Origin of the sequence: Pseudomonas sp. KK18, assembly GCF_037094675.1 — a bacterium.
In the GTDB taxonomy this organism is placed as follows: domain Bacteria; phylum Pseudomonadota; class Gammaproteobacteria; order Pseudomonadales; family Pseudomonadaceae; genus Aquipseudomonas.
Window position 1 is genome coordinate 5,739,512 of sequence record NZ_CP146605.1, and the last position, 20,257, is coordinate 5,759,768.

Sequence of the window (20,257 nt, forward strand, 5' to 3'; positions counted from 1 at the left end):
ATTAGATATAGCCAATAAAGGCGCCTGCTTCATAACTTAAAGGCATGACAATAAACAGCGTTAAGGCAAATTTATAATTTAAATAACGCTGCGCTGTAAAAGTTTGCATATCTGTAAATACGGGCTAGCTTCAAAGGTCCATGCTAATGAGAAAACCTGTTGTTTGAAACGCAGAACCGCTCTACGACGAGCCTCTGCGAGGCACTTGAGCGCCCGTACCTTTCATCATAAGTCATTAATTCACAATGGAATGTGCCAATGAAGTGATCTGAGTCAGCTGTTTGATTAGCGCACGGATTTATTCTGTGGTCTCTCTTCTCCTGCATTGGAGTCATGCGATGTCTGAATCTCCCGGAAAACTTCGACTCGGCGCACTGGTTGCACTTGTCGTGGGTTCAATGATTGGTGGCGGGATCTTCTCACTGCCGCAAAACATGGCGGCCAGCGCCGATGTCGGCGCGGTACTGATTGGTTGGGTGATCACCGCCGTGGGCATGTTGACCCTGGCGTTCGTGTTCCAGACCCTGGCCAATCGCAAGCCCGACCTCGACGGCGGGGTCTATGCCTACGCCAAGGCCGGGTTTGGCGACTACATGGGTTTCTCATCCGCCTGGGGTTACTGGATCAGTGCCTGGTTGGGCAACGTCGGCTATTTCGTGCTGCTGTTCAGCACCCTCGGTTACTTCTTCCCCATCTTCGGCGAAGGCAACACCCCGGCGGCGGTGATCGGCGCGTCGGTGCTGCTGTGGGCCGTGCACTTCCTGGTACTGCGCGGGATCAAGGAAGCCGCGTTCATCAACCTGGTGACCACCATCGCCAAGGTGGTGCCACTGGTGCTGTTTGTGTTGATCGCGCTCTTCGCGTTCAAGCTGGACATCTTCACCGCCGACATCTGGGGCGTGAAAAACCCGGACCTGGGCAGCGTGATGAACCAGGTGCGCAACATGATGCTGGTCACCGTCTGGGTGTTCATCGGCATTGAGGGTGCGAGCATCTTCTCGTCCCGCGCCGAAAAACGCTCCGACGTCGGCAAGGCCACGGTGATTGGTTTTATCACCGTGCTGCTGTTCCTGATGCTGGTGAACGTGCTGTCCCTGGGGATCATGACCCAACCGGAATTGGCCAAGCTGCAAAACCCGTCGATGGCCGCCGTGCTGGAGCACGTGGTGGGTCACTGGGGCGCGGTATTGATCAGCGTCGGCTTGATCATTTCCTTGCTGGGGGCGCTGCTGTCGTGGGTGCTGCTGTGTGCGGAGATCATGTTCGCCGCCGCCAAGGACCACACCATGCCGGAGTTCCTGCGTAAGGAAAACGCCAACCACGTGCCGGCCAACGCCCTGTGGCTGACCAACGCCATGGTGCAGATTTTCCTGGTGATCACGCTGTTCTCGGCCAGCACTTACCTGTCGCTGATCTACCTCGCCACCTCGATGATCCTGGTGCCTTACCTGTGGTCGGCGGCCTATGCACTGCTGCTGGCGGTGCGCGGTGAAACCTATGAAAGCGCCCCGGGCGAACGCAGGAAAGACCTGCTGATCGGCGCCATCGCGTTGATCTACGCGGTCTGGCTGCTGTACGCCGGTGGCACCAAGTACCTGTTGCTGTCCGCCCTGCTCTACGCCCCTGGCGTGATCCTGTTCGCCATGGCCAAGCATGAATTGGGCAAACCGATTTTCACCAACGTCGAGAAGCTGATTTTCGCCGCAGTCGTCATAGGTGCCCTCGTGGCGGGCTATGGCCTCTACTCCGGCTTCCTGACCCTGTAATCATTGTTCACTGGAGGATCTGTAATGACCACGGAAAAAGTGAAGTACGGCGTACATTCCGAAGCCGGCAAACTGCGCAAAGTCATGGTGTGCTCCCCAGGTTTGGCCCACCAGCGGCTGACCCCAAACAACTGCGATGAACTGCTGTTCGATGACGTGCTGTGGGTAGCCCAGGCCAAGCGCGACCACTTCGACTTCGTGACCAAGATGCGCGAGCGCGACATCGATGTGCTGGAAATGCACAACCTGCTGACCGACATCGTCGCCATCCCCGAAGCGCTGGACTGGATCCTGGAGCGCAAGATCACCGCCAACCAGGTGGGCCTGGGGCTGGTCAATGAGGTCAGCTCGTGGCTGCGCAGCCTGGAGCCGCGCAAGGTCGCCGAGTACCTGATCGGTGGCGTGTCGGCCGATGACCTGCCGAGCAGTTTCGGTGGCAAGACCATCGAGATGTTCCGCGATTTCCTCGGCCACTCAAGCTTCATCCTGCCGCCGCTGCCCAACACCCAGTTCACCCGCGACACCACCTGCTGGATCTACGGCGGCGTGACGCTGAACCCGATGTACTGGCCGGCGCGACGCCAGGAAACCCTGCTGGCCAGCGCCATCTACAAATTCCACCCCGAGTTCACCAACGCGGACTTCCAGGTGTGGTACGGCGACCCTGACCAGGAACACGGCAACGCCACCCTGGAAGGCGGCGACGTGATGCCGATTGGTAACGGCGTGGTGTTGATCGGCATGGGCGAGCGTTCCTCGCGCCAGGCCATCGGCCAACTCGCCCTGAACCTGTTCAAGCACAAGACCGTGGAGCGTGTGATCGTCGCCGGCCTGCCGAAATCCCGCGCGGCGATGCACCTCGACACCGTGTTCAGCTTCTGCGACCGCGACCTGGTCACGATCTTCCCGGAAGTGGTCAACCAGATCGTCGCCTTCACCCTGCGCCCGGACGAGACCAAACCCGGCGGCATCGACATCCAGCGCGAAAAAACCAACTTCCTCGACACCGTCGCCGCCGCCCTGAACCTCAAGGCCCTGCGTGTGGTGGAAACCGGCGGCAACAGCTTCGCCGCCGAGCGCGAGCAGTGGGATGACGGCAACAACGTAGTGGCCGTGGAGCCTGGCGTGGTGATCGGCTACGACCGCAACACCTACACCAACACCTTGCTGCGCAAGGCCGGTGTGGAAGTCATCACCATCAGCGCCGGTGAACTCGGCCGTGGCCGTGGCGGCGGCCACTGCATGACCTGCCCGATCATTCGCGACCCAATCGACTACTGATATTCAAACCCTGGCCGCCGCTCATAAGGCGCCGGCCAGGGGGATAACCTAAACAGAAGGAGATCCACCATGGCTTTTAATATGCGCAACCGCAGCCTGCTGTCGCTGATGCACCACACCACTCGCGAGCTGCACTACCTGCTGGACCTGTCCCGCGACCTCAAGCGCGCCAAATACACCGGCACCGAGCGTCCGCACCTGAAGGGCAAAAACATCGCGCTGATCTTCGAAAAAACCTCGACCCGCACCCGTTGCGCGTTCGAAGTGGCGGCCCATGACCAGGGTGCCCACGTCACCTACATCGACCCGGTGTCGTCGCAGATCGGCCACAAAGAAAGCATGAAAGACACCGCCCGCGTCCTCGGCCGGATGTTCGATGCCATCGAGTACCGTGGCTTTGAACAGGAAATCGTCGAAGAGCTGGCCAAGTTCGCCGGGGTGCCGGTGTTCAACGGCCTGACCGCCGAATTCCACCCCACCCAGATGATCGCCGACACCCTGACCATGCGCGAGCACAGCGACAAGCCACTGCATGACATCAGCTACGCCTACCTGGGCGACGCCCGCTACAACATGGGCAACTCGCTGCTGATGATCGGCGCCAAGCTGGGCATGGACGTGCGCATCGGCGCACCGAAAGCCCTGTGGCCCCATGCTGATTTCATCAAGCAGTGCCAGGCATTTGCCGAGGAAAGCGGCGCGCGCATCACCATCACCGAAGACCCGAAGGAAGCGGTGAAAGGCGTGGACTTCATCCACACCGACATCTGGGTGTCCATGGGCGAGCCGGTGGAAGCGTGGGACGAGCGCATCGAGCAACTGCTGCCGTACCAGGTCAACGCCAAGATGATGAAAGCCTCGGGCAACCCACGGGTGAAATTCATGCACTGCCTGCCGGCGTTCCACAACAGCGAGACCAAGGTCGGCAAGGACATCGCCGCGCGTTATCCGAACCTGGCCAATGGCGTGGAAGTGACCGAAGAGGTGTTTGAGTCGCCGGCCAACATTGCCTTTGAACAGGCGGAAAACCGCATGCACACCATCAAGGCGATCCTGGTGTCGGCGCTGGCGGATATCTAAACCCACACCGCTCCCACTTTTGATACGCGGTCCAAAATGTGGGAGCGGGCTTGCTCGCGAAGGCGGCGTGCCAGTCGCTATATTTTTCACCGACACACCGCTTTCGCGAGCAAGCCCGCTCCCACATTTGGCCCGGTGTTCACAACGCTGGATTCTGGAAGGACAACCTTATATGCGTATCGTCGTTGCACTGGGCGGCAACGCCCTTCTGCGCCGTGGTGAACCCATGACCGCAGACAATCAACGGGCCAATATCCGCATCGCCACCGAACAGATCGCCAAGATCCACAAAGGCAACGAGCTGGTGATTGCCCACGGCAATGGCCCGCAAGTGGGCCTGCTGTCGCTGCAGGCTGCCGCCTACACCCAGGTTTCACCTTACCCGCTGGATGTGTTGGGAGCCGAAACCGAAGGCATGATCGGCTACATCATCGAACAGGAACTGGGCAACCTGCTGGACTTCGAAGTGCCGTTCGCCACACTGCTGACCCAGGTCGAAGTCGACGCCAAGGACCCGGCCTTCCAGAACCCGACCAAACCCATCGGCCCGGTGTACTCCAAAGCCGAAGCGGAAAAACTGGCCGCTGAAAAAGGCTGGGCGATTGCCCCCGATGGCGACAAGTATCGCCGCGTGGTGGCCAGCCCACGGCCAAAGCGGATCTTTGAAATCCGCCCGATCCAGTGGTTGCTGGAAAAAGGCAGCATCGTGATCTGCGCCGGCGGCGGCGGGATTCCGACGATGTATGGCGAAGACGGCAAGCTCAAGGGCATTGAAGCCGTGATCGACAAAGATCTGTGCTCATCCTTGCTGGCCGGGCAACTGGACGCCGATTTGCTGGTGATCGCCACCGACGTCAATGCCGCCTTTATCGACTTCGGCAAGCCCACCCAGAAAGCCATCGGCCAGGCGCACCCGGACGAAATCGAAAAGCTCGGCTTCGCCGCCGGCTCCATGGGGCCCAAGGTCCAGGCCGCCTGCGAGTTCGCCCGCCAGACTGGAAAAACCGCAGTGATCGGTTCACTCTCGGACATCGAAGCGATCGTCCAGGGCAGCGCCGGCACCCGCATCAGTACCGCAAAACCTGGCATCACCTACCTGTGAAGTAGAGGAGAAACGCCTATGGCTACCTTTGAACCTGGTCACCTGCACATCGAACGCCACGCGCTGAACAAGGATGACTACAGCTACAACCTGTGCATCGACTACGAAGTCAGCCAGGACCCAAAGGAAGGCAAGGGAATGCTCTTCAAGATGCACGGCACGGTGCAGGGCAAGGAGCTCAAGGAAGAGTTCTTCCTGCCCAAGGACCAGTCGTTCGACTTCGCCCGGCAGGCGATGAACATCGCGCAGAAGTACGGCATGCCGAAGATTGCCGTGCTCAATGGCCAGATGCACAAGCAGTACGATTTGATGTTTGAGGATGTGCGCCATCAGTTGGATGTGAAGCCTGGGGATCCGGTCAAACCCGAACACCTCGAATAACCTGATTTCCCAGGCACCAACCATCAAATGTGGGAGCGGCGGTGCGACGATTCGACTTGCTCGCGAATGCGGTGTATCAGTTGATACATCCGGTGACTGACACACCGCATTCGCGAGCAAGCCCGCTCCCACATTTTGATCTCCATCTTCTCCAAGGCATACTTGCCACCTCTCGCTCGCCAGAACCAAAAACAGCCCCATGCGTATCCACGTCAGCTTCATCGACCGCGTCGGCATCACCCAGGAAGTCCTGGCCTTGCTCGGTGGGCGCAATCTGAACCTGGATGCGGTGGAAATGGTTCCGCCCAACGTCTACATCGACGCGCCAACCTTGAGTGCCGAGGTACTGGAAGAGCTGCGTGATGCACTGTTCAGCGTGCGCGGCGTGCAAGCCGTGACCGTGGTCGACATCCTTCCCGGCCAGCGCCAGCACCTGCAACTCGATGCCCTGCTCGCCGCCATGACCGACCCGGTACTGGCCCTGGACAGCGCCGGCAAGATCCTGCTGGCCAACCCGGCGCTGATCGCCTTGTACGGTCGTGAACCCGCCGGGGAAAGCATCAACGAACTGTTCGACGACCCAACCCTGCTGGCCACCCTGCTGGAACACGGCTTTCGCCTGGCCCTGCGGGAAATCAGCGTCAACGGCCAGACCCTGCTGCTGGACGCCACGCCGATCACCGACGCCGGCGCCCTGCTGACCCTGTACCAACCCAACCGCATCGGCGAACAACTGTCGGCGCTGCACCATGACCACGCCGAAGGTTTCGACGCGTTGTTGGGCGAGTCTCCGGCGATCCGCACCCTCAAGGCGCGGGCGCAACGGGTGGCGGCGCTGGATGCACCGTTGTTGATCCAGGGCGAGACCGGCACCGGCAAGGAGCTGGTGGCCCGTGCCTGCCACGCCATCAGCGCACGCCACAGCGCGCCGTTCCTGGCCCTGAACTGCGCGGCGCTGCCGGAGAACCTGGCCGAGAGCGAACTGTTCGGCTACGCCCCCGGAGCCTTCACCGGTGCCCAGCGCGGCGGCAAGCCGGGGCTGATGGAACTGGCGAACCAGGGCACGGTGTTCCTCGACGAGATCGGCGAGATGTCACCGTACTTGCAGGCCAAGCTGCTGCGGTTTCTCAACGACGGCAGCTTCCGCCGGGTGGGCGGCGACCGTGAGGTGAAGGTCAATGTGCGGATCCTCAGCGCCACCCACCGCGACCTGGAAAAGATGGTCAGCGAAGGCACCTTCCGCGAAGACCTGTTCTACCGCCTCAACGTGCTCAACGTCGAAGTGCCGCCCCTGCGCGAGCGCGGCCAGGACATCCTGCTGCTGGCCCGCTACTTCATGCAGCAGGCCTGCGCGCAGATCCAGCGCCCGGTCTGCCGCCTAGCGCCGGGCACCTACCCGGCGCTGCTGGGCAACCGCTGGCCGGGCAACGTGCGGCAATTACAGAACGTGATCTTCCGCGCCGCGGCCATTTGCGAAAGCAGCCTGGTGGACATCGGCGACCTGGACATCGCCGGCACCTCGGTGGCGCGGCAGAACGATGGTGAAGTCGACAGCCTGGAGCAGGCGGTGGAAGACTTCGAGCGCGGGTTGCTGGAGAAGCTCTATGTCAGCTATCCGTCCACGCGCCAGCTGGCCAGCCGCCTGCAAACCTCCCACACCGCCATTGCCCACCGCTTGCGCAAGTACGGTATTCCCAGCAAGCCCTGACTGACTGAACGCGATCAACATGTGGGAGCGGGCTTGCTCGCGAATGCGTTGGGTCAGTCAATACATTCGGCACTGACATACCGCTTTCGCGAGCAAGCCCGCTCCCACATTTGATCTACGGCGCCCTCAAAAGCGACCTCCGCCTGTACTGAAAGCGCTACAGTGGAACGATATCAATACACACCGTCCCAGGCGTCGCGATGCAAGGCTTTGATCCTCATAGTCTTTTTTTCAACGGCCCAGCTGTAGCGATATCGCTACAACCACCTTCCGATCATCACCCGCCATAATCAGTAACTAATTGTTTTATAACGACAAAAAAACATTGGCCGCAATTTTGCTAAGCAACTCCCCATTATTCCAATCCCGTCCACCAGACGAATCTGGCCCTGAGGAGTTTCCATGAGCGAGTTGCGCTTTACTGAAGATCACGAATGGCTGCGCGCCGAAGCCGACGGCAGCGTGACCGTGGGCATTACCGCTTTTGCGCAGAACGCGCTGGGTGATGTGGTTTTCGTGCAACTGCCTGAGCTGCAGTCCTACGACAAAGGGGCAGAAGCCTCCACCGTTGAATCGGTCAAGGCCGCCAGCGGCGTATACATGCCATTGGACGGCGAAGTCCTCGAAGTAAACGACAAGCTGGACGGCAGCCCCGAGCTGGTCAACGAAGACCCGATGGGCGAAGGCTGGTTCTTCCGCTTTAAACCGGCTGATGCCGACGCAGTAGCTAAGCTGTTGGATCAGGATGCGTATGACCGCCTGATCAAAGCCAACGCTGAAGCCTGAGGAGCGCGCCATGACTAATCTGACCACCGCCAACGAATTCATCGCCCGCCACATCGGCCCGCGCCAGGACGACGAGCAACACATGCTCGCCACCCTGGGCTTTGATTCCCTGGAAGCCTTGAGCGCCAGCGTGATCCCGGAAAGCATCAAGGGCACCGCTGTGCTGGGCCTGAGCGACGGCCTGAGCGAAGCCGACGCACTGGCTTCGATCAAGGCGATCGCCGCCAAGAACGAGCTGTTCAAGACCTATATCGGCCAGGGCTACTACAACTGCCACACACCGTCGCCGATCCTGCGCAACCTGCTGGAAAACCCGGCCTGGTACACCGCCTACACGCCGTATCAGCCGGAGATTTCCCAGGGCCGCCTGGAGTCGCTGCTGAACTTCCAGACGCTGATCAGCGACCTCACCGGCCTGCCGATCGCCAACGCCTCGCTGTTGGACGAAGCCACCGCCGCTGCCGAAGCCATGACCTTCTGCAAACGCCTGAGCAAGAACAAAGGCAGCAACGCGTTCTTCGCCTCCGTGCACAGCCACCCGCAAACCCTCGACGTATTGCGCACCCGTGCCGAGCCGCTGGGCATCGACGTGGTGGTGGGCGACGAGCGTGAACTGACCGACGTCAGCGCCTTCTTCGGCGCCCTGCTGCAATACCCGGCGAGCAACGGTGACGTGTTCGACTACCGCGAGCTGACTGAGCGCTTCCACGCCGCCAACGCACTGGTGGCCGTGGCCGCCGACCTGCTGGCCCTGACCCTGCTGACCCCGCCGGGTGAGTTCGGCGCCGACGTGGCCATCGGCAGCGCGCAACGCTTCGGCGTGCCGCTGGGCTTCGGTGGCCCGCATGCGGCGTACTTCTCCACCAAGGATGCGTTCAAGCGCGACATGCCGGGCCGTCTGGTAGGCGTCTCCGTGGACCGTTTCGGCAAGCCGGCCTTGCGCCTGGCCATGCAGACCCGCGAGCAACATATCCGCCGCGAGAAGGCCACCAGCAACATCTGCACCGCTCAGGTATTGCTCGCCAACATCGCCAGCATGTATGCCGTGTACCACGGCCCGAAAGGCCTGACCCAGATCGCCAACCGCATTCACCACCTGACCGCGATCTTCGCCAAAGGCTTGGGCGCATTGGGCCTGGCGGTTGAACAAGCCCACTTCTTCGACACCCTGACCATCAAGACCGGCGCGCAAACTGCTGCCCTGCACGACAAGGCTCGCGCCCAGCGCATCAACCTGCGTGTGGTCGACAGCGAACGCGTTGGCCTGTCGGTGGACGAAACCACCTCCCAAGCCGACATCGAAACCCTGTGGAGCGTGTTCGCCGGCGGTAAAGCCCTGCCGGACTTCGCCGCATTGGCTGCCAGCGTTGAAAGCACCCTGCCGGCCGCGCTGCTGCGCCAGTCGCCGATCCTCAGCCACCCGGTGTTCAACCGTTACCACTCCGAAACCGAGCTGATGCGCTACCTGCGCAAACTGGCCGACAAGGACCTGGCCCTGGATCGCACCATGATCCCGCTGGGCTCGTGCACCATGAAGCTCAACGCCGCCAGCGAAATGATCCCGGTGACCTGGGCCGAGTTCGGTGCCCTGCACCCGTTCGCCCCGGCCTCGCAAAGCGCCGGCTACCAGCAACTGACGACCGAACTGGAAGCCATGCTCTGCGCGGCCACCGGTTATGACGCGATTTCCCTGCAACCGAACGCCGGTTCCCAGGGCGAATACGCCGGCCTGCTAGCCATCCGTGCCTATCACCAGAGCCGTGGCGAAGAACGCCGCGATATCTGCCTGATCCCGTCGTCGGCCCACGGCACCAACCCGGCCACCGCCAACATGGCCGGCATGCGCGTCGTGGTCACCGCCTGCGATGCACGCGGTAACGTCGACATCGAAGACCTGCGTGCCAAGGCTATCGAGCACCGCGAGCACCTCGCTGCGCTGATGATCACCTACCCGTCCACCCACGGCGTGTTCGAAGAAGGCATCCGCGAAATCTGCGGGATCATTCACGACAACGGCGGCCAGGTGTACATCGACGGCGCCAACATGAACGCGATGGTCGGCCTCTGCGCCCCGGGCAAGTTCGGCGGCGATGTGTCCCACTTGAACCTGCACAAGACCTTCTGCATTCCCCACGGCGGTGGCGGCCCGGGCGTCGGTCCGATTGGCGTCAAATCCCACCTGACGCCGTTCCTGCCCGGCCATGCCGCGATGGAACGCAAGGAAGGCGCGGTGTGCGCCGCACCGTTCGGCAGCGCGAGCATTTTGCCGATCACCTGGATGTACATCAGCATGATGGGCGGCGCGGGCCTCAAGCGCGCTTCGCAGTTGGCGATCCTCAACGCCAACTACATTTCCCGTCGCCTGGAAGAGCACTACCCGGTGCTGTACACCGGCAGCAACGGCCTGGTGGCCCACGAATGCATCCTCGACCTGCGCCCGTTGAAAGACAGCAGCGGCATCAGCGTGGATGACGTGGCCAAGCGCCTGATCGACTTTGGTTTCCATGCGCCGACCATGTCGTTCCCGGTGGCTGGCACCCTGATGATCGAGCCGACCGAAAGCGAATCCAGGGAAGAACTGGACCGCTTCTGCGACGCGATGATCGCCATCCGCGAAGAGATTCGCGCGGTGGAAAATGGCTCGCTGGACAAGGACGACAACCCGCTGAAGAACGCACCACACACTGCTGCGGAACTGGTTGGCGAATGGAGCCACCCATACAGCCGTGAACAAGCGGTGTACCCGGTGGCGTCGTTGATCGAAGCCAAGTACTGGCCGCCGGTTGGCCGGGTCGACAACGTGTTTGGCGATCGCAACCTGGTGTGCGCGTGCCCGTCGATCGAGAGCTACGCGTAACCTGATGTGGGAGCGGGCTTGCTCGCGAATGCGGAGTGTCAGTTGATACATCTGGTGACTGACCCGCCGCTTTCGCGAGCAAGCCCGCTCCCACATTGGACCGCGTACATCCGTTCAATAATAAGAAACCGGAGAACAACCATGTCTTTAAGCGTGTTCGACCTGTTCAAGATTGGCATCGGCCCCTCCAGCTCCCACACCGTCGGCCCGATGCGCGCTGCCGCTCGATTCGTCGAGGGACTGAAGCGCGACAACCTGCTGGGCGCCACCACCTGCGTCAAGGTGGAGCTCTACGGCTCACTCGGCGCCACCGGCAAAGGCCACGGCAGTGACAAGGCCGTATTGTTGGGCCTGGAAGGCGAGCACCCGGATACCGTGAACACCGAAACCGTTGCCGCCCGCCTGTTGGAAATTCGCGGCAACGCACGCTTGAACCTGCTCGGCGAACACAGCATTGCGTTCAACGAGAAAGAACACCTGGCGATGATTCGCAAACCCCTGCCCTATCATCCCAACGGCATGATCTTCCGCGCCTTCGACGCCGCCGGCTTGCAGATTCGCAGCCGCGAGTACTACTCGGTGGGCGGCGGTTTTGTGGTGGATGAAGATGCCGCCGGCCACGACCGTATCGTCGAAGACGCCACGCCCCTGACGTTCCCGTTCAAAAGTGCCAAGGACTTGCTCGGCCATTGCGCCACCTATGGGCTGTCCATCAGCCAGGTGATGCTGACCAATGAAAGCGCCTGGCGCCCGGAGGCGGAAACCCGCGCCGGCCTGCTGAAGATCTGGCAGGTGATGCAGGACTGCGTGGACGCGGGCTGTCGCAACGAAGGGATTTTGCCGGGAGGGCTGAAGGTCAAGCGCCGCGCCGCCGCGTTGCATCGCCAACTGTGCAAGAACCCGGAATCGGCGCTGCGCGACCCGTTGTCGGTGCTGGACTGGGTCAACCTGTACGCCCTGGCGGTCAACGAAGAAAACGCCAATGGCGGGCGCGTGGTGACGGCGCCCACCAACGGTGCGGCCGGGATTGTGCCGGCGGTGTTGCACTACTACATGCGCTTTATCCCGGGGGCCAGCGAAGACGGAGTGGTGCGCTTCCTGCTCACCGCCGCAGCCATCGGCATTCTGTACAAGGAAAACGCCTCGATCTCCGGCGCCGAAGTCGGCTGCCAGGGGGAAGTCGGCGTGGCCTGCTCCATGGCTGCCGGCGCCCTGTGTGAAGTGTTGGGCGGTACGGTTTCCCAGGTGGAGAACGCCGCCGAGATCGGCATGGAACACAACCTCGGCCTGACCTGCGACCCCATCGGCGGGCTGGTGCAGGTGCCCTGCATCGAGCGCAACGCCATGGGTTCGGTCAAGGCCATCAATGCGGTGCGCATGGCCCTGCGCGGCGACGGGCAACACTTCGTGTCCCTCGACAAGGTCATCCGCACCATGCGCCAGACCGGCGCCGACATGAAAAGCAAATACAAGGAAACCGCCCGTGGCGGTTTGGCGGTCAACATTATCGAGTGCTGACGCCTATAAGCGCGTCCGCACGTTTTTCAGGAGCTGAATATGTCCACCGAAACCCTGTTGAAAACCCCGTTGCACGCCCTGCACATCGAACTGGGCGCACGCATGGTGCCCTTCGCCGGCTACGACATGCCGGTGCAATACCCGCTGGGCGTGATGAAAGAACACCTGCACACCCGTGAACAAGCCGGGTTGTTCGATGTGTCGCACATGGGCCAGATCCGCCTGACCGGCGCCGGTGCCGCCAAGGCCCTGGAAACCCTGGTGCCGGTGGACATCATCGACCTGCCGGTGGGCATGCAGCGTTATGCGATGTTCACCAACGAGCAAGGCGGCATCCTGGATGACCTGATGGTCGCCAACCTGGGTAACGACGAACTGTTCCTGGTGGTCAACGCCGCCTGCAAGGACCAGGACCTGGCCCACCTGCGCCAGCACATCGGTGACCAGTGCACCATCGAGCCACTGTTCGAGGAACGCGCCCTGCTGGCCCTGCAAGGCCCGGCTGCCGTCAGCGTGCTGGCGCGCCTGGCGCCGGAGGTCAAGCACATGACCTTCATGCAATTCGCACCGACCCGCCTGCTGGGCGTGGACTGCTACGTCAGCCGCTCGGGCTACACCGGCGAAGACGGCTTCGAAATCTCGGTACCGGCCGCGAACGCCGAGGCCCTGGCCCGCAGCCTGCTGGCCGAAACCGAAGTACAGGCCATCGGCCTGGGCGCCCGCGACTCCCTGCGCCTGGAAGCCGGCCTGTGCCTTTATGGCCATGACATGAACACCGAGACCACGCCGATTGAAGCCAGCCTGTTGTGGGCAATTTCCAAGGCCCGTCGTGCTGATGGCGCACGCGCCGGTGGCTTCCCGGGCGCCGATGCGATCTTCACCCAGCAACAAACCGGCGTCAGCCGCAAACGCGTAGGCCTGTTGCCACAGGAACGCACGCCAGTCCGTGAAGGCGCAGAAATCGTCGACGAACACGGCACCGTGATCGGCAGCGTCTGCAGCGGCGGTTTTGGCCCGAGCCTGGGCGGCCCGCTGGCCATGGGTTATCTGGACAGCGCTTTCATCGCACTGGATACCGAAGTATCTGCGTTGGTACGTGGGAAAAAGGTGCCACTACGTGTAAGTAAAATGCCATTCGTGCCACAACGTTACTACCGTGGTTGATTGACTGTTCCTATAAGTAACGCGGTTGCGTTAACGTGCACTAATCTGTAACGCAACCGCCACATTAAAGTGCATTGACGATAGTCAATGTTATGTTCAGTCACCTATAACAAGTGACGAATTCTATCGAATAAACGCGTTCCACATTGTGGACAGAAGTGTAACGAGGCCGAGCAAAACCTGGGGTTTTGCCGGGGCTTGTTTTTTCTGTATTAGTTGGCGTAGAGTTTGCCCACTGTGTTTGCATGGGTCGCTTTGAACCTGGACCTGGGCAGTAGCCAAAGTTTGCTACAACCCGTTCGACGTCTCTTACTTTCCTGCAACCCAGCCCAGTACTCTTTCATGTGAAAGGGGCTGTCATTAATTTTTTTGCGTCAAGGAAATAAGAAAATGGCTGATCGTCAGAGCGGTACCGTCAAGTGGTTTAACGACGAAAAAGGGTTTGGTTTTATCACTCCAGAAAGCGGTCCGGATCTGTTCGTCCACTTCCGCGCTATTCAGGGCAACGGCTTCAAAAGCCTGAAAGAAGGCCAGAAAGTGACCTTCATCGCGGTGCAAGGCCAGAAAGGCATGCAAGCCGACGAAGTACAAGCAGAAGGCTGATCCTTGCTGCGACAAAAAGCCCCTGATATGACATCAGGGGCTTTTTTATGGGCGTTCTTCCGTAAAATGGCTTTTTTCCTGCCGAGAGCCATGCCATGTCGAAACACCTGCTGAGCCCCCAAGGCGAGTTTCCCGCCGTAGGCCTGGGCCGTCGTCTGGCAGCGATGTTCTATGACTTCCTGTTGTGCACCGCCCTGCTGATCGTCACGGCCTTTATCTACAAGCTGGTGTGGATGGGGTTTGTCGGGGAGGCCAAGTTACGGGCGCTGTCTGAGTCTGGCGCGCTGGACGGTGATCCGCTGTTGTCGACGATTTTGTTTTTTGTGTTGTTTGGGTTTTTTGCCAAGTTCTGGACGCACTCGGGGCAGACCCTGGGGATGCAGGTTTGGGGGGTGCGGGTGCAGAACGCTGATGGGTCGCGGATTAGTCTGTGGCAGGCGTTGTTGCGGTTTGTGGTGTCGATTGCTTCGTGGTTGTGCCTGGGGCTTGGGTTTATCTGGTCGTTGTTCGACAAGCAGAAGCGTGGCTGGCATGACATTTATTCGGACACGCGGTTGGTGCGGGTTCCGAAGAAAAAGAAGTAGGTTTTCAGGTTGGGGGCATATCCGTTGCTGCGGTGATGGCCGCTATTGGTTCCGCTCTTACAGCGGCTCACTTTTGAACAGCGCAAAAGTAAGCAAAACGCTCTTGCCCCACCACTCGGCACCTCGCCTAGGCTCGGTGTGCCCTCACTCCGGCTTTGGACCGTGGGCCGCCGTCATGGGCCATCCCTGGCCCAGGACGGCTAACCCGGCGTCCTGCCGGGTTACCCACGCTCCAAAGCCTGCGTTCGGCCAGCGTGGTTTAACGGGGCGCCTAAGATCAAAATCAAGATCAACAGCAAGAGCACAGCGGCCTCCCGGCCGGCTTGAGTGTTGAAGAACAAAATCAAAAGCTAAAGCGGGCACGGTCCAAATGTGGGAGCGGGCTTGCTCGCGAAGGTCGTTAACGATGACGTGGGCATCCTGATTCAACGCGGCGCTCTCAGGTTTTTCGCGAGCAAGCCCGCTCCCACAGAAAAGCAGCTCTGCTTTCGCTCTGGTCTTTGCTTTTGCTTTTAACACTCAAGCCGGCCGGGAGGCCGCTGTGCTTTTGATCTGCTTTTGATCTTGATCTGCGGGCCCCATCAACCACGATGGCCGCAAGTAGGCACGGTGGAGCGGGTAAATCGGCAAGGATGCCGATTTAGCCGCGCCGGGCCATGGATGGCCCGTCGCGGCGGCCCGCGGAACCGGGCCGGAGTGCGGGCATGCCGAGCCTAAGCGAGGCACCGAGTGGTGGGGCAAAGACCTTTTGGTTACTTTTGGGGCGTTTGCCAAAAGTGACCCGCTGTAAGAGCGGAACCATAAGCGGCCGTTACCTAAATAACGGATATGTACTCAAACAAGATCAAGCATTCCCCGCCAACCTCAACCGAGCCGCCTGAGTAAAATCCAACATCCGCTTCAGCGGTCTAACCGCCTGCGGAATCACCGAAGGCTCAACAAAAATCTCATTACTCCCCTCACGCAAGCACTGCAGCGTGCGCTCCAGGGTATTCATCGCCATCCACGGGCAATGCGCACAACTGCGACACGCCGCCCCATTCCCCGCCGTCGGCGCCTCGACAAACACCTTGTCCGGGCACAACTGCTGCATCTTGTAGAAAATGCCGCGGTCGGTGGCCACGATAAACGTCTTGTTCGGCAACCGCTGCGCCGCCGCAATCAACTGGCTGGTAGACCCCACCGCATCCGCCAACTCGATCACCGACGTCGGCGACTCCGGGTGCACCAGAATCGCCGCGTCCGGGTACAACGCCTTCATGTCCTCCAACTGCTTGGACTTGAACTCCTCGTGAACGATGCACGCACCATCCCACAGCAACATGTCTGCACCCGTCTGACGCTGGATATAGGTGCCCAGGTGCTTGTCCGGCCCCCAGATAATCGTCTCGCCGTTATCCATCAGGCTTTCGACAATCTCCAGCGCACAACTGGAAGTCACCACCCAATCAGCACGGGCTTTCACCGCCGCCGACGTGTTGGCATAAACCACCACGGTGCGCTCAGGGTGCTGATCACAGAATGCCGAGAACTCATCCACCGGGCAGCCAAGGTCCAGAGAGCACGTGGCTTCCAGTGTCGGCATCAGGATGCGTTTTTCAGGCGTGAGGATCTTGGCCGTCTCCCCCATGAATCGCACGCCCGCCACCAATACGGTCTTGGCCGGGTGCGCCGCGCCGAAGCGGGCCATTTCCAGGGAGTCGGAGACACAGCCACCGGTTTCTTCGGCCAGGGCCTGAATCACCGGGTCGCAGTAGAAGTGTGCCACCAGCACCGCGTCCTGAGCCTTGAGCTCGGCGGCGATGGCGGCGCGGTAGCCCGCCTCTTCTTCGGCGCTCAGCACCTTGGGCTGCTTGGCGTCGAGGTGGGCTTGGACCAGAAGGCGTTCGGAAATTTGCGTCATGTTCGCAAGACCTGCAGGCGCAGTTGCGCGAAAGTCGAGTGTACCACCGGCTCTGGAGCCTTTCGGGCGCCGCCGGACGAAGTGATTGTGTTCATCAAGCACGGTGAAGCTGCGCAAGGCTACAGAATATCGAATGGTTTCAAAAGCCTAATCTGGGATTCGGCCAGGCATGAAAAAGGGAAACCCGGCCAGGGGTTTCCCTTTTTTACAACGACCGGTTTAACCGGGCAAAGCGGACGGATCGTCTTGCAGCAACGCCCACTGATGCATGTTCGCCAGGGCATCCTTCAGGATGGTTTCATCGGCGCCCTTGGCACTCTTGCCTTCCCGCGCCGCATATTCCAGCAGTACCAGGTAGTCGCGATGGCTGGTGGCCTCGTTCGGTACCACGCTGTCTTTAACCAGTCGAGCCATCTCGTATCGCTGGGTGCGGGTGTTCTGGCTGGCGCTTTGGTCCACGGAGGCGTTGGTCAGGAAACCATCCTTGTAGGTGATGTTCGCCGCACTGCTGGCCTTGTCGTCGACCTGCACATAGAGGTAGTTCTGCGACTCGCGCCTGGTATCGAAAGCCGGCGGCTTCCCGCCATCCAGGCCTTGATGGAAACTGGCCTTGAGGCTTGATCGCTGGACCTGATCGATCGTGCGATTGGAGAGGTCATTGCCGCCGATGCGCGTTTTCTGGGAAATCCCATAGGCAAACGTATCGGTTTCCCCTGGGCGCGCCGGGTTGGGGGAGCTGGCCGCCTGGCTGATGGAGGCCTTGAAATCCGCCAGGCCCGTCAGCAGACCTTGATCTGCCGCGCTGCGGGTCAGCAGCGCAGGCGCTTTGGCGCCCTGCGGGTAGTTGCTGTTCATGGCGGTAAACGCATCCTTGAACATCGCCATCAGGTCAGCATCGGCTTTGCCCCGCGACTGGGCCTTGTCGAACTGGGCCAGGTAGCTTTTCAGCGCGATTGCCTGTTGCTTGGCGTTGCCGAGGATGCCGGCGTTCTTCAGGTCGACCGAGAGATTCACTTCCCCCGCCGGGCTACTCATGCGCGTGGTGCGGCCCTGGCTGTCCGCATGGAATGCAAGCGTGAGGTCGTCAGTATTGCTCACTTTCAATTTGCCGCTGAGGTCCACCGAAGCCAATACGCTGGAATCAAACTGCGTCAGCTTGCTCAGCTCGAGTTTCGGCGGCTGGGCGGCCAGGCCGTCGATCGCGTCCTGGAAGGCTTCGCCCAACTTGGCGACTTCCTTGAGTTCGGCGGCGCTGAGGGCGCCACCGTCCACCTTCGCCTGCGCGGCCAAGCCTCCCAACTGGCTGGCCAGGCTGAAGGTGACGGTCTTGCCGCTGGCCGTCTTGACGGTCAGGCTGACCAGGTTGTCGGCCCTGCTGTGCAGCAGCGCCTGTTGAACCTTGAGTTCGGCGGGGCTTTGGGTCCTGGAAGAGCTGGTGCTCAGCGCCGACTGGGAAATGTCGGTACCGCTCTTCGCAAATTGCTCAATCAGGGTGGCGCCCAGGCCGCTGAAGCCTGTGCCTCTGGGCAGTGCAGGGAAATTCGTGCTGATCGCTTTGGTGACCGCATCGTCGCTGTCACTTTCCCAGGCATTGATCGGCCCATGGCCGGGCAATTGGCCGTTGCGGGAATACGTCTCGGCTTGAACGTCCACCGTGACATTGCCAAGGCTGACCACCGAGGAAGGTCGCACGGCAGCGGCGTCCGTTTCTGGCGCCTGCGTAGCTGGCGGGGTAACGGCGGGTCGATTGGTAAGGGCGATGGCGGAGCTGATCGGCGAAAGCGTAGTCATGACGATCCCTGTCTTGAGCTGGATTGCAGCCAATTTAACCAAGACAGGGAAGGTTTGGTAGCGCGACCGATACAATTGCTAGCAAAGAGCCATGTCAGAAAACTGACTCTTTGCCCTCTTCCGGTGCATCAGAAGCGGTAAGTCACCGAACCGCCGAAACCGTTGGCGCTGTTTTCATACTTGGCGTCGTAGGTCAGCGCCAGTTGCGGATTATTGTCGCGGACCTTGATCGGCTCTTCTTTCAGGTAGGAATAAGCGACGTCGAAGGTCAGGTTATCCACTGGCGTCCAGCCAGCGCCCAAGCTGAACACCGTGCGATCGCCCGTAGGAATACGTACGGACCGGTCGGTGTTGTTGGTGGGCGTCTGGTCCACCGAAAAGCCGGTACGCAGCACCAGTTGCTTGTTCAACTGGTACGACAGGCCGATGGCGTGAGACCAGGTGTCATGCCAGTGCTGTTCTTCGGTGATGGAGTTCAGGCCGGCCAGTTCGGTGGCGAGGTCAGAGACGCCACTGTTGTTGATCGTAATCTTCTTCAACTGGCTCCAGCGGGTGTAGGTGCTGCCGACGTACAGGGTCCAGTCATCGTTGAGTTTATGGGTGACCGAGAAGTCCACGGACGACGGCGTGGTGACATCCAGCTTGGCGTCATACCGCTGCGGGCCGCCATCCACCAGGTCGGTGAGCACCCCCGAGGCGTTGGTTTTGCCCGACAGGTGATACACAACCTGCGAGTGGTAGGTCACACCAATGCGCGTGCTTTCAATCGGCTGCACCAGGATACCGGCGTTGAAACCGGTGGCGGTGTCGTCGCCCTTGACCTTTACGCTTTCCGTGCCGAGGCCAAATGCCGGGACCTTGGAGTCCAGTTCGCCACTGATACGGTTGAAGGTCGGACCGAAGCCCACCGAAACCTTGTCGTTGAAGGCATAGCTGACGGTTGGCTGCACCGTGATGACTTGAACCTTGCTTTTGTTGCCAAAGCCATTGCCCTGGAAGCTGTGTTCATAGTCGGTCACGAGGCCGAACGGCGCGTAGATTCCCAGGCCAAACGCCCAGTGTTCATCAATCGGCGTCACCAGGTAGCCCATCGGTACGGCGATGCCGGGGACCATATCGCCTTTGTTGGTGCCGGGGTTGTCCACGCCACCTTGGCTGGAGCTGGCGTCCTTGATGTTCGACTTGGCATCCAGGTAGGTCGCCCCGATGCTCACTTCATTCTGCTTGAGGCGAGACATGCCCGCCGGGTTGCCGAACACCGTGCTGGCGTCATCCGCGGAGGAGGAACGCCCGGCGTAACCGGTCCCCATTGAACTGATGCTTTGTTCGTTGAGGGCGAAACCACCGGCAAACAAGGAAGTGGAGGCAAGGGAAATCGACAGCGCCAAAGCGCTCTTGAAGAGTTTTTTATTCATTATTAGAACTCGAATTATTGGGCAGCGAGAGGAAGCTACCAATCTTCGAGCGGGCAAATTATGAAGAGTTTTTCATGCGCAAAATTGTCCGACAATCCTATTTCTTTCAAAGACTTCGACGGTTTTTCCAGCACTTATTCAGACCCCGGAACCTGAATATGACTGACGGGTTTTAATCTCGCCGTCACGCTTGCAGCAGGCCGGATTGCCTGCCATCGAATATGCGTGAAGGCGCTGGTGATATAAGTGTCGCAATGACATGATGACGGCCATTTAACACGTGTGGCAGCACTCAAATGAATAGCACTATCGGGACGG

At 60.4% G+C, this 20,257-nt stretch carries 15 protein-coding genes; 12 read left to right on the forward strand and 3 right to left on the reverse strand.

What is annotated here, in order from left to right; all coding sequences use genetic code 11:
* Window positions 1-338: 338 nt before the first annotated feature.
* From arcD to V6607_RS26080, 12 genes are all read left to right on the forward strand, one after another.
* On the forward strand, window positions 339-1,766 hold the full coding sequence (gene arcD, locus V6607_RS26025; protein ID WP_003220056.1) for an arginine-ornithine antiporter: 1,428 nt from the start codon (window positions 339-341) through the stop codon (window positions 1,764-1,766).
* A gap of 24 nt (window positions 1,767-1,790) precedes the next feature.
* A complete protein-coding gene (gene arcA, locus V6607_RS26030) occupies window positions 1,791-3,047 on the forward strand; it encodes an arginine deiminase (protein ID WP_134327228.1) in 1,257 nt (418 codons plus the stop codon).
* Window positions 3,048-3,116: 69 nt separating this feature from the next.
* Window positions 3,117-4,127 carry an ornithine carbamoyltransferase gene (locus V6607_RS26035; RefSeq protein WP_003220053.1) on the forward strand — a complete coding sequence of 337 codons (1,011 nt, stop codon included), beginning with the start codon at window positions 3,117-3,119 and terminating at the stop codon, window positions 4,125-4,127.
* A 172-nt stretch (window positions 4,128-4,299) separates the two neighbouring features.
* Window positions 4,300-5,229: a carbamate kinase gene (gene arcC, locus V6607_RS26040; RefSeq protein WP_087692649.1), complete on the forward strand. Its 930-nt coding sequence runs from the start codon at window positions 4,300-4,302 to the stop codon at window positions 5,227-5,229.
* An 18-nt stretch (window positions 5,230-5,247) separates the two neighbouring features.
* Entirely contained in the window at window positions 5,248-5,610 is a 363-nt protein-coding gene (locus V6607_RS26045) for a DUF5064 family protein (protein ID WP_003220051.1), read from the forward strand.
* 199 nt (window positions 5,611-5,809) lie between these two features.
* Window positions 5,810-7,318: a sigma-54-dependent transcriptional regulator gene (locus V6607_RS26050; RefSeq protein WP_102369776.1), complete on the forward strand. Its 1,509-nt coding sequence runs from the start codon at window positions 5,810-5,812 to the stop codon at window positions 7,316-7,318.
* 402 nt (window positions 7,319-7,720) lie between these two features.
* Window positions 7,721-8,104: a glycine cleavage system protein GcvH gene (gcvH, locus tag V6607_RS26055; RefSeq protein WP_003220049.1), complete on the forward strand. Its 384-nt coding sequence runs from the start codon at window positions 7,721-7,723 to the stop codon at window positions 8,102-8,104.
* 10 nt (window positions 8,105-8,114) lie between these two features.
* Entirely contained in the window at window positions 8,115-10,961 is a 2,847-nt protein-coding gene (gene gcvP, locus V6607_RS26060) for an aminomethyl-transferring glycine dehydrogenase (protein WP_134327229.1), read from the forward strand.
* A gap of 141 nt (window positions 10,962-11,102) precedes the next feature.
* Window positions 11,103-12,479, forward strand: coding sequence for an L-serine ammonia-lyase (locus tag V6607_RS26065; RefSeq protein ID WP_087692646.1), 1,377 nt, complete (start codon window positions 11,103-11,105; stop codon window positions 12,477-12,479).
* A 39-nt stretch (window positions 12,480-12,518) separates the two neighbouring features.
* Entirely contained in the window at window positions 12,519-13,643 is a 1,125-nt protein-coding gene (gene gcvT, locus V6607_RS26070; protein WP_003220046.1) for a glycine cleavage system aminomethyltransferase GcvT, read from the forward strand.
* Between the two features lie 390 nt (window positions 13,644-14,033).
* The gene (locus tag V6607_RS26075) at window positions 14,034-14,246 is read left to right on the forward strand and encodes a cold-shock protein (protein ID WP_003220045.1); all 213 of its coding nucleotides are present in this window, start codon (window positions 14,034-14,036) and stop codon (window positions 14,244-14,246) included.
* Window positions 14,247-14,341: 95 nt separating this feature from the next.
* Window positions 14,342-14,830: an RDD family protein gene (locus V6607_RS26080; RefSeq protein WP_003220044.1), complete on the forward strand. Its 489-nt coding sequence runs from the start codon at window positions 14,342-14,344 to the stop codon at window positions 14,828-14,830.
* A gap of 844 nt (window positions 14,831-15,674) precedes the next feature.
* Here V6607_RS26080 and nadA read toward each other — a convergent pair.
* The 3 genes from nadA to V6607_RS26095 form a co-directional block, all read right to left on the reverse strand.
* Window positions 15,675-16,733 (reverse strand): quinolinate synthase NadA, encoded by a 1,059-nt coding sequence (nadA, locus tag V6607_RS26085; RefSeq protein ID WP_003209852.1) that lies wholly within the window; start codon window positions 16,731-16,733, stop codon window positions 15,675-15,677.
* 219 nt (window positions 16,734-16,952) lie between these two features.
* Window positions 16,953-18,524: a lactate dehydrogenase gene (locus V6607_RS26090; protein WP_256662372.1), complete on the reverse strand. Its 1,572-nt coding sequence runs from the start codon at window positions 18,522-18,524 to the stop codon at window positions 16,953-16,955.
* Between the two features lie 128 nt (window positions 18,525-18,652).
* Window positions 18,653-19,939, reverse strand: coding sequence for an outer membrane protein transport protein (locus V6607_RS26095; protein WP_008432395.1), 1,287 nt, complete (start codon window positions 19,937-19,939; stop codon window positions 18,653-18,655).
* Window positions 19,940-20,257 lie beyond the last annotated feature (318 nt).

Excerpts from the sequence above, each read along its gene's own strand:
- arcD (WP_003220056.1), top strand. The coding sequence starts at position 339 with ATGTCTGAATCTCCCGGAAAACTTCGACTCGGCGCACTGGTTGCACTT.
- arcA (WP_134327228.1), top strand. The coding sequence starts at position 1,791 with ATGACCACGGAAAAAGTGAAGTACGGCGTACATTCCGAAGCCGGCAAA.
- V6607_RS26035 (WP_003220053.1), top strand. The coding sequence starts at position 3,117 with ATGGCTTTTAATATGCGCAACCGCAGCCTGCTGTCGCTGATGCACCAC.
- arcC (WP_087692649.1), top strand. The coding sequence starts at position 4,300 with ATGCGTATCGTCGTTGCACTGGGCGGCAACGCCCTTCTGCGCCGTGGT.
- V6607_RS26045 (WP_003220051.1), top strand. The coding sequence starts at position 5,248 with ATGGCTACCTTTGAACCTGGTCACCTGCACATCGAACGCCACGCGCTG.
- V6607_RS26050 (WP_102369776.1), top strand. The coding sequence starts at position 5,810 with ATGCGTATCCACGTCAGCTTCATCGACCGCGTCGGCATCACCCAGGAA.
- gcvH (WP_003220049.1), top strand. The coding sequence starts at position 7,721 with ATGAGCGAGTTGCGCTTTACTGAAGATCACGAATGGCTGCGCGCCGAA.
- gcvP (WP_134327229.1), top strand. The coding sequence starts at position 8,115 with ATGACTAATCTGACCACCGCCAACGAATTCATCGCCCGCCACATCGGC.
- V6607_RS26065 (WP_087692646.1), top strand. The coding sequence starts at position 11,103 with ATGTCTTTAAGCGTGTTCGACCTGTTCAAGATTGGCATCGGCCCCTCC.
- gcvT (WP_003220046.1), top strand. The coding sequence starts at position 12,519 with ATGTCCACCGAAACCCTGTTGAAAACCCCGTTGCACGCCCTGCACATC.
- V6607_RS26075 (WP_003220045.1), top strand. The coding sequence starts at position 14,034 with ATGGCTGATCGTCAGAGCGGTACCGTCAAGTGGTTTAACGACGAAAAA.
- V6607_RS26080 (WP_003220044.1), top strand. The coding sequence starts at position 14,342 with ATGTCGAAACACCTGCTGAGCCCCCAAGGCGAGTTTCCCGCCGTAGGC.
- nadA (WP_003209852.1), bottom strand. The coding sequence starts at position 16,733 with ATGACGCAAATTTCCGAACGCCTTCTGGTCCAAGCCCACCTCGACGCC.
- V6607_RS26090 (WP_256662372.1), bottom strand. The coding sequence starts at position 18,524 with ATGACTACGCTTTCGCCGATCAGCTCCGCCATCGCCCTTACCAATCGA.
- V6607_RS26095 (WP_008432395.1), bottom strand. The coding sequence starts at position 19,939 with ATGAATAAAAAACTCTTCAAGAGCGCTTTGGCGCTGTCGATTTCCCTT.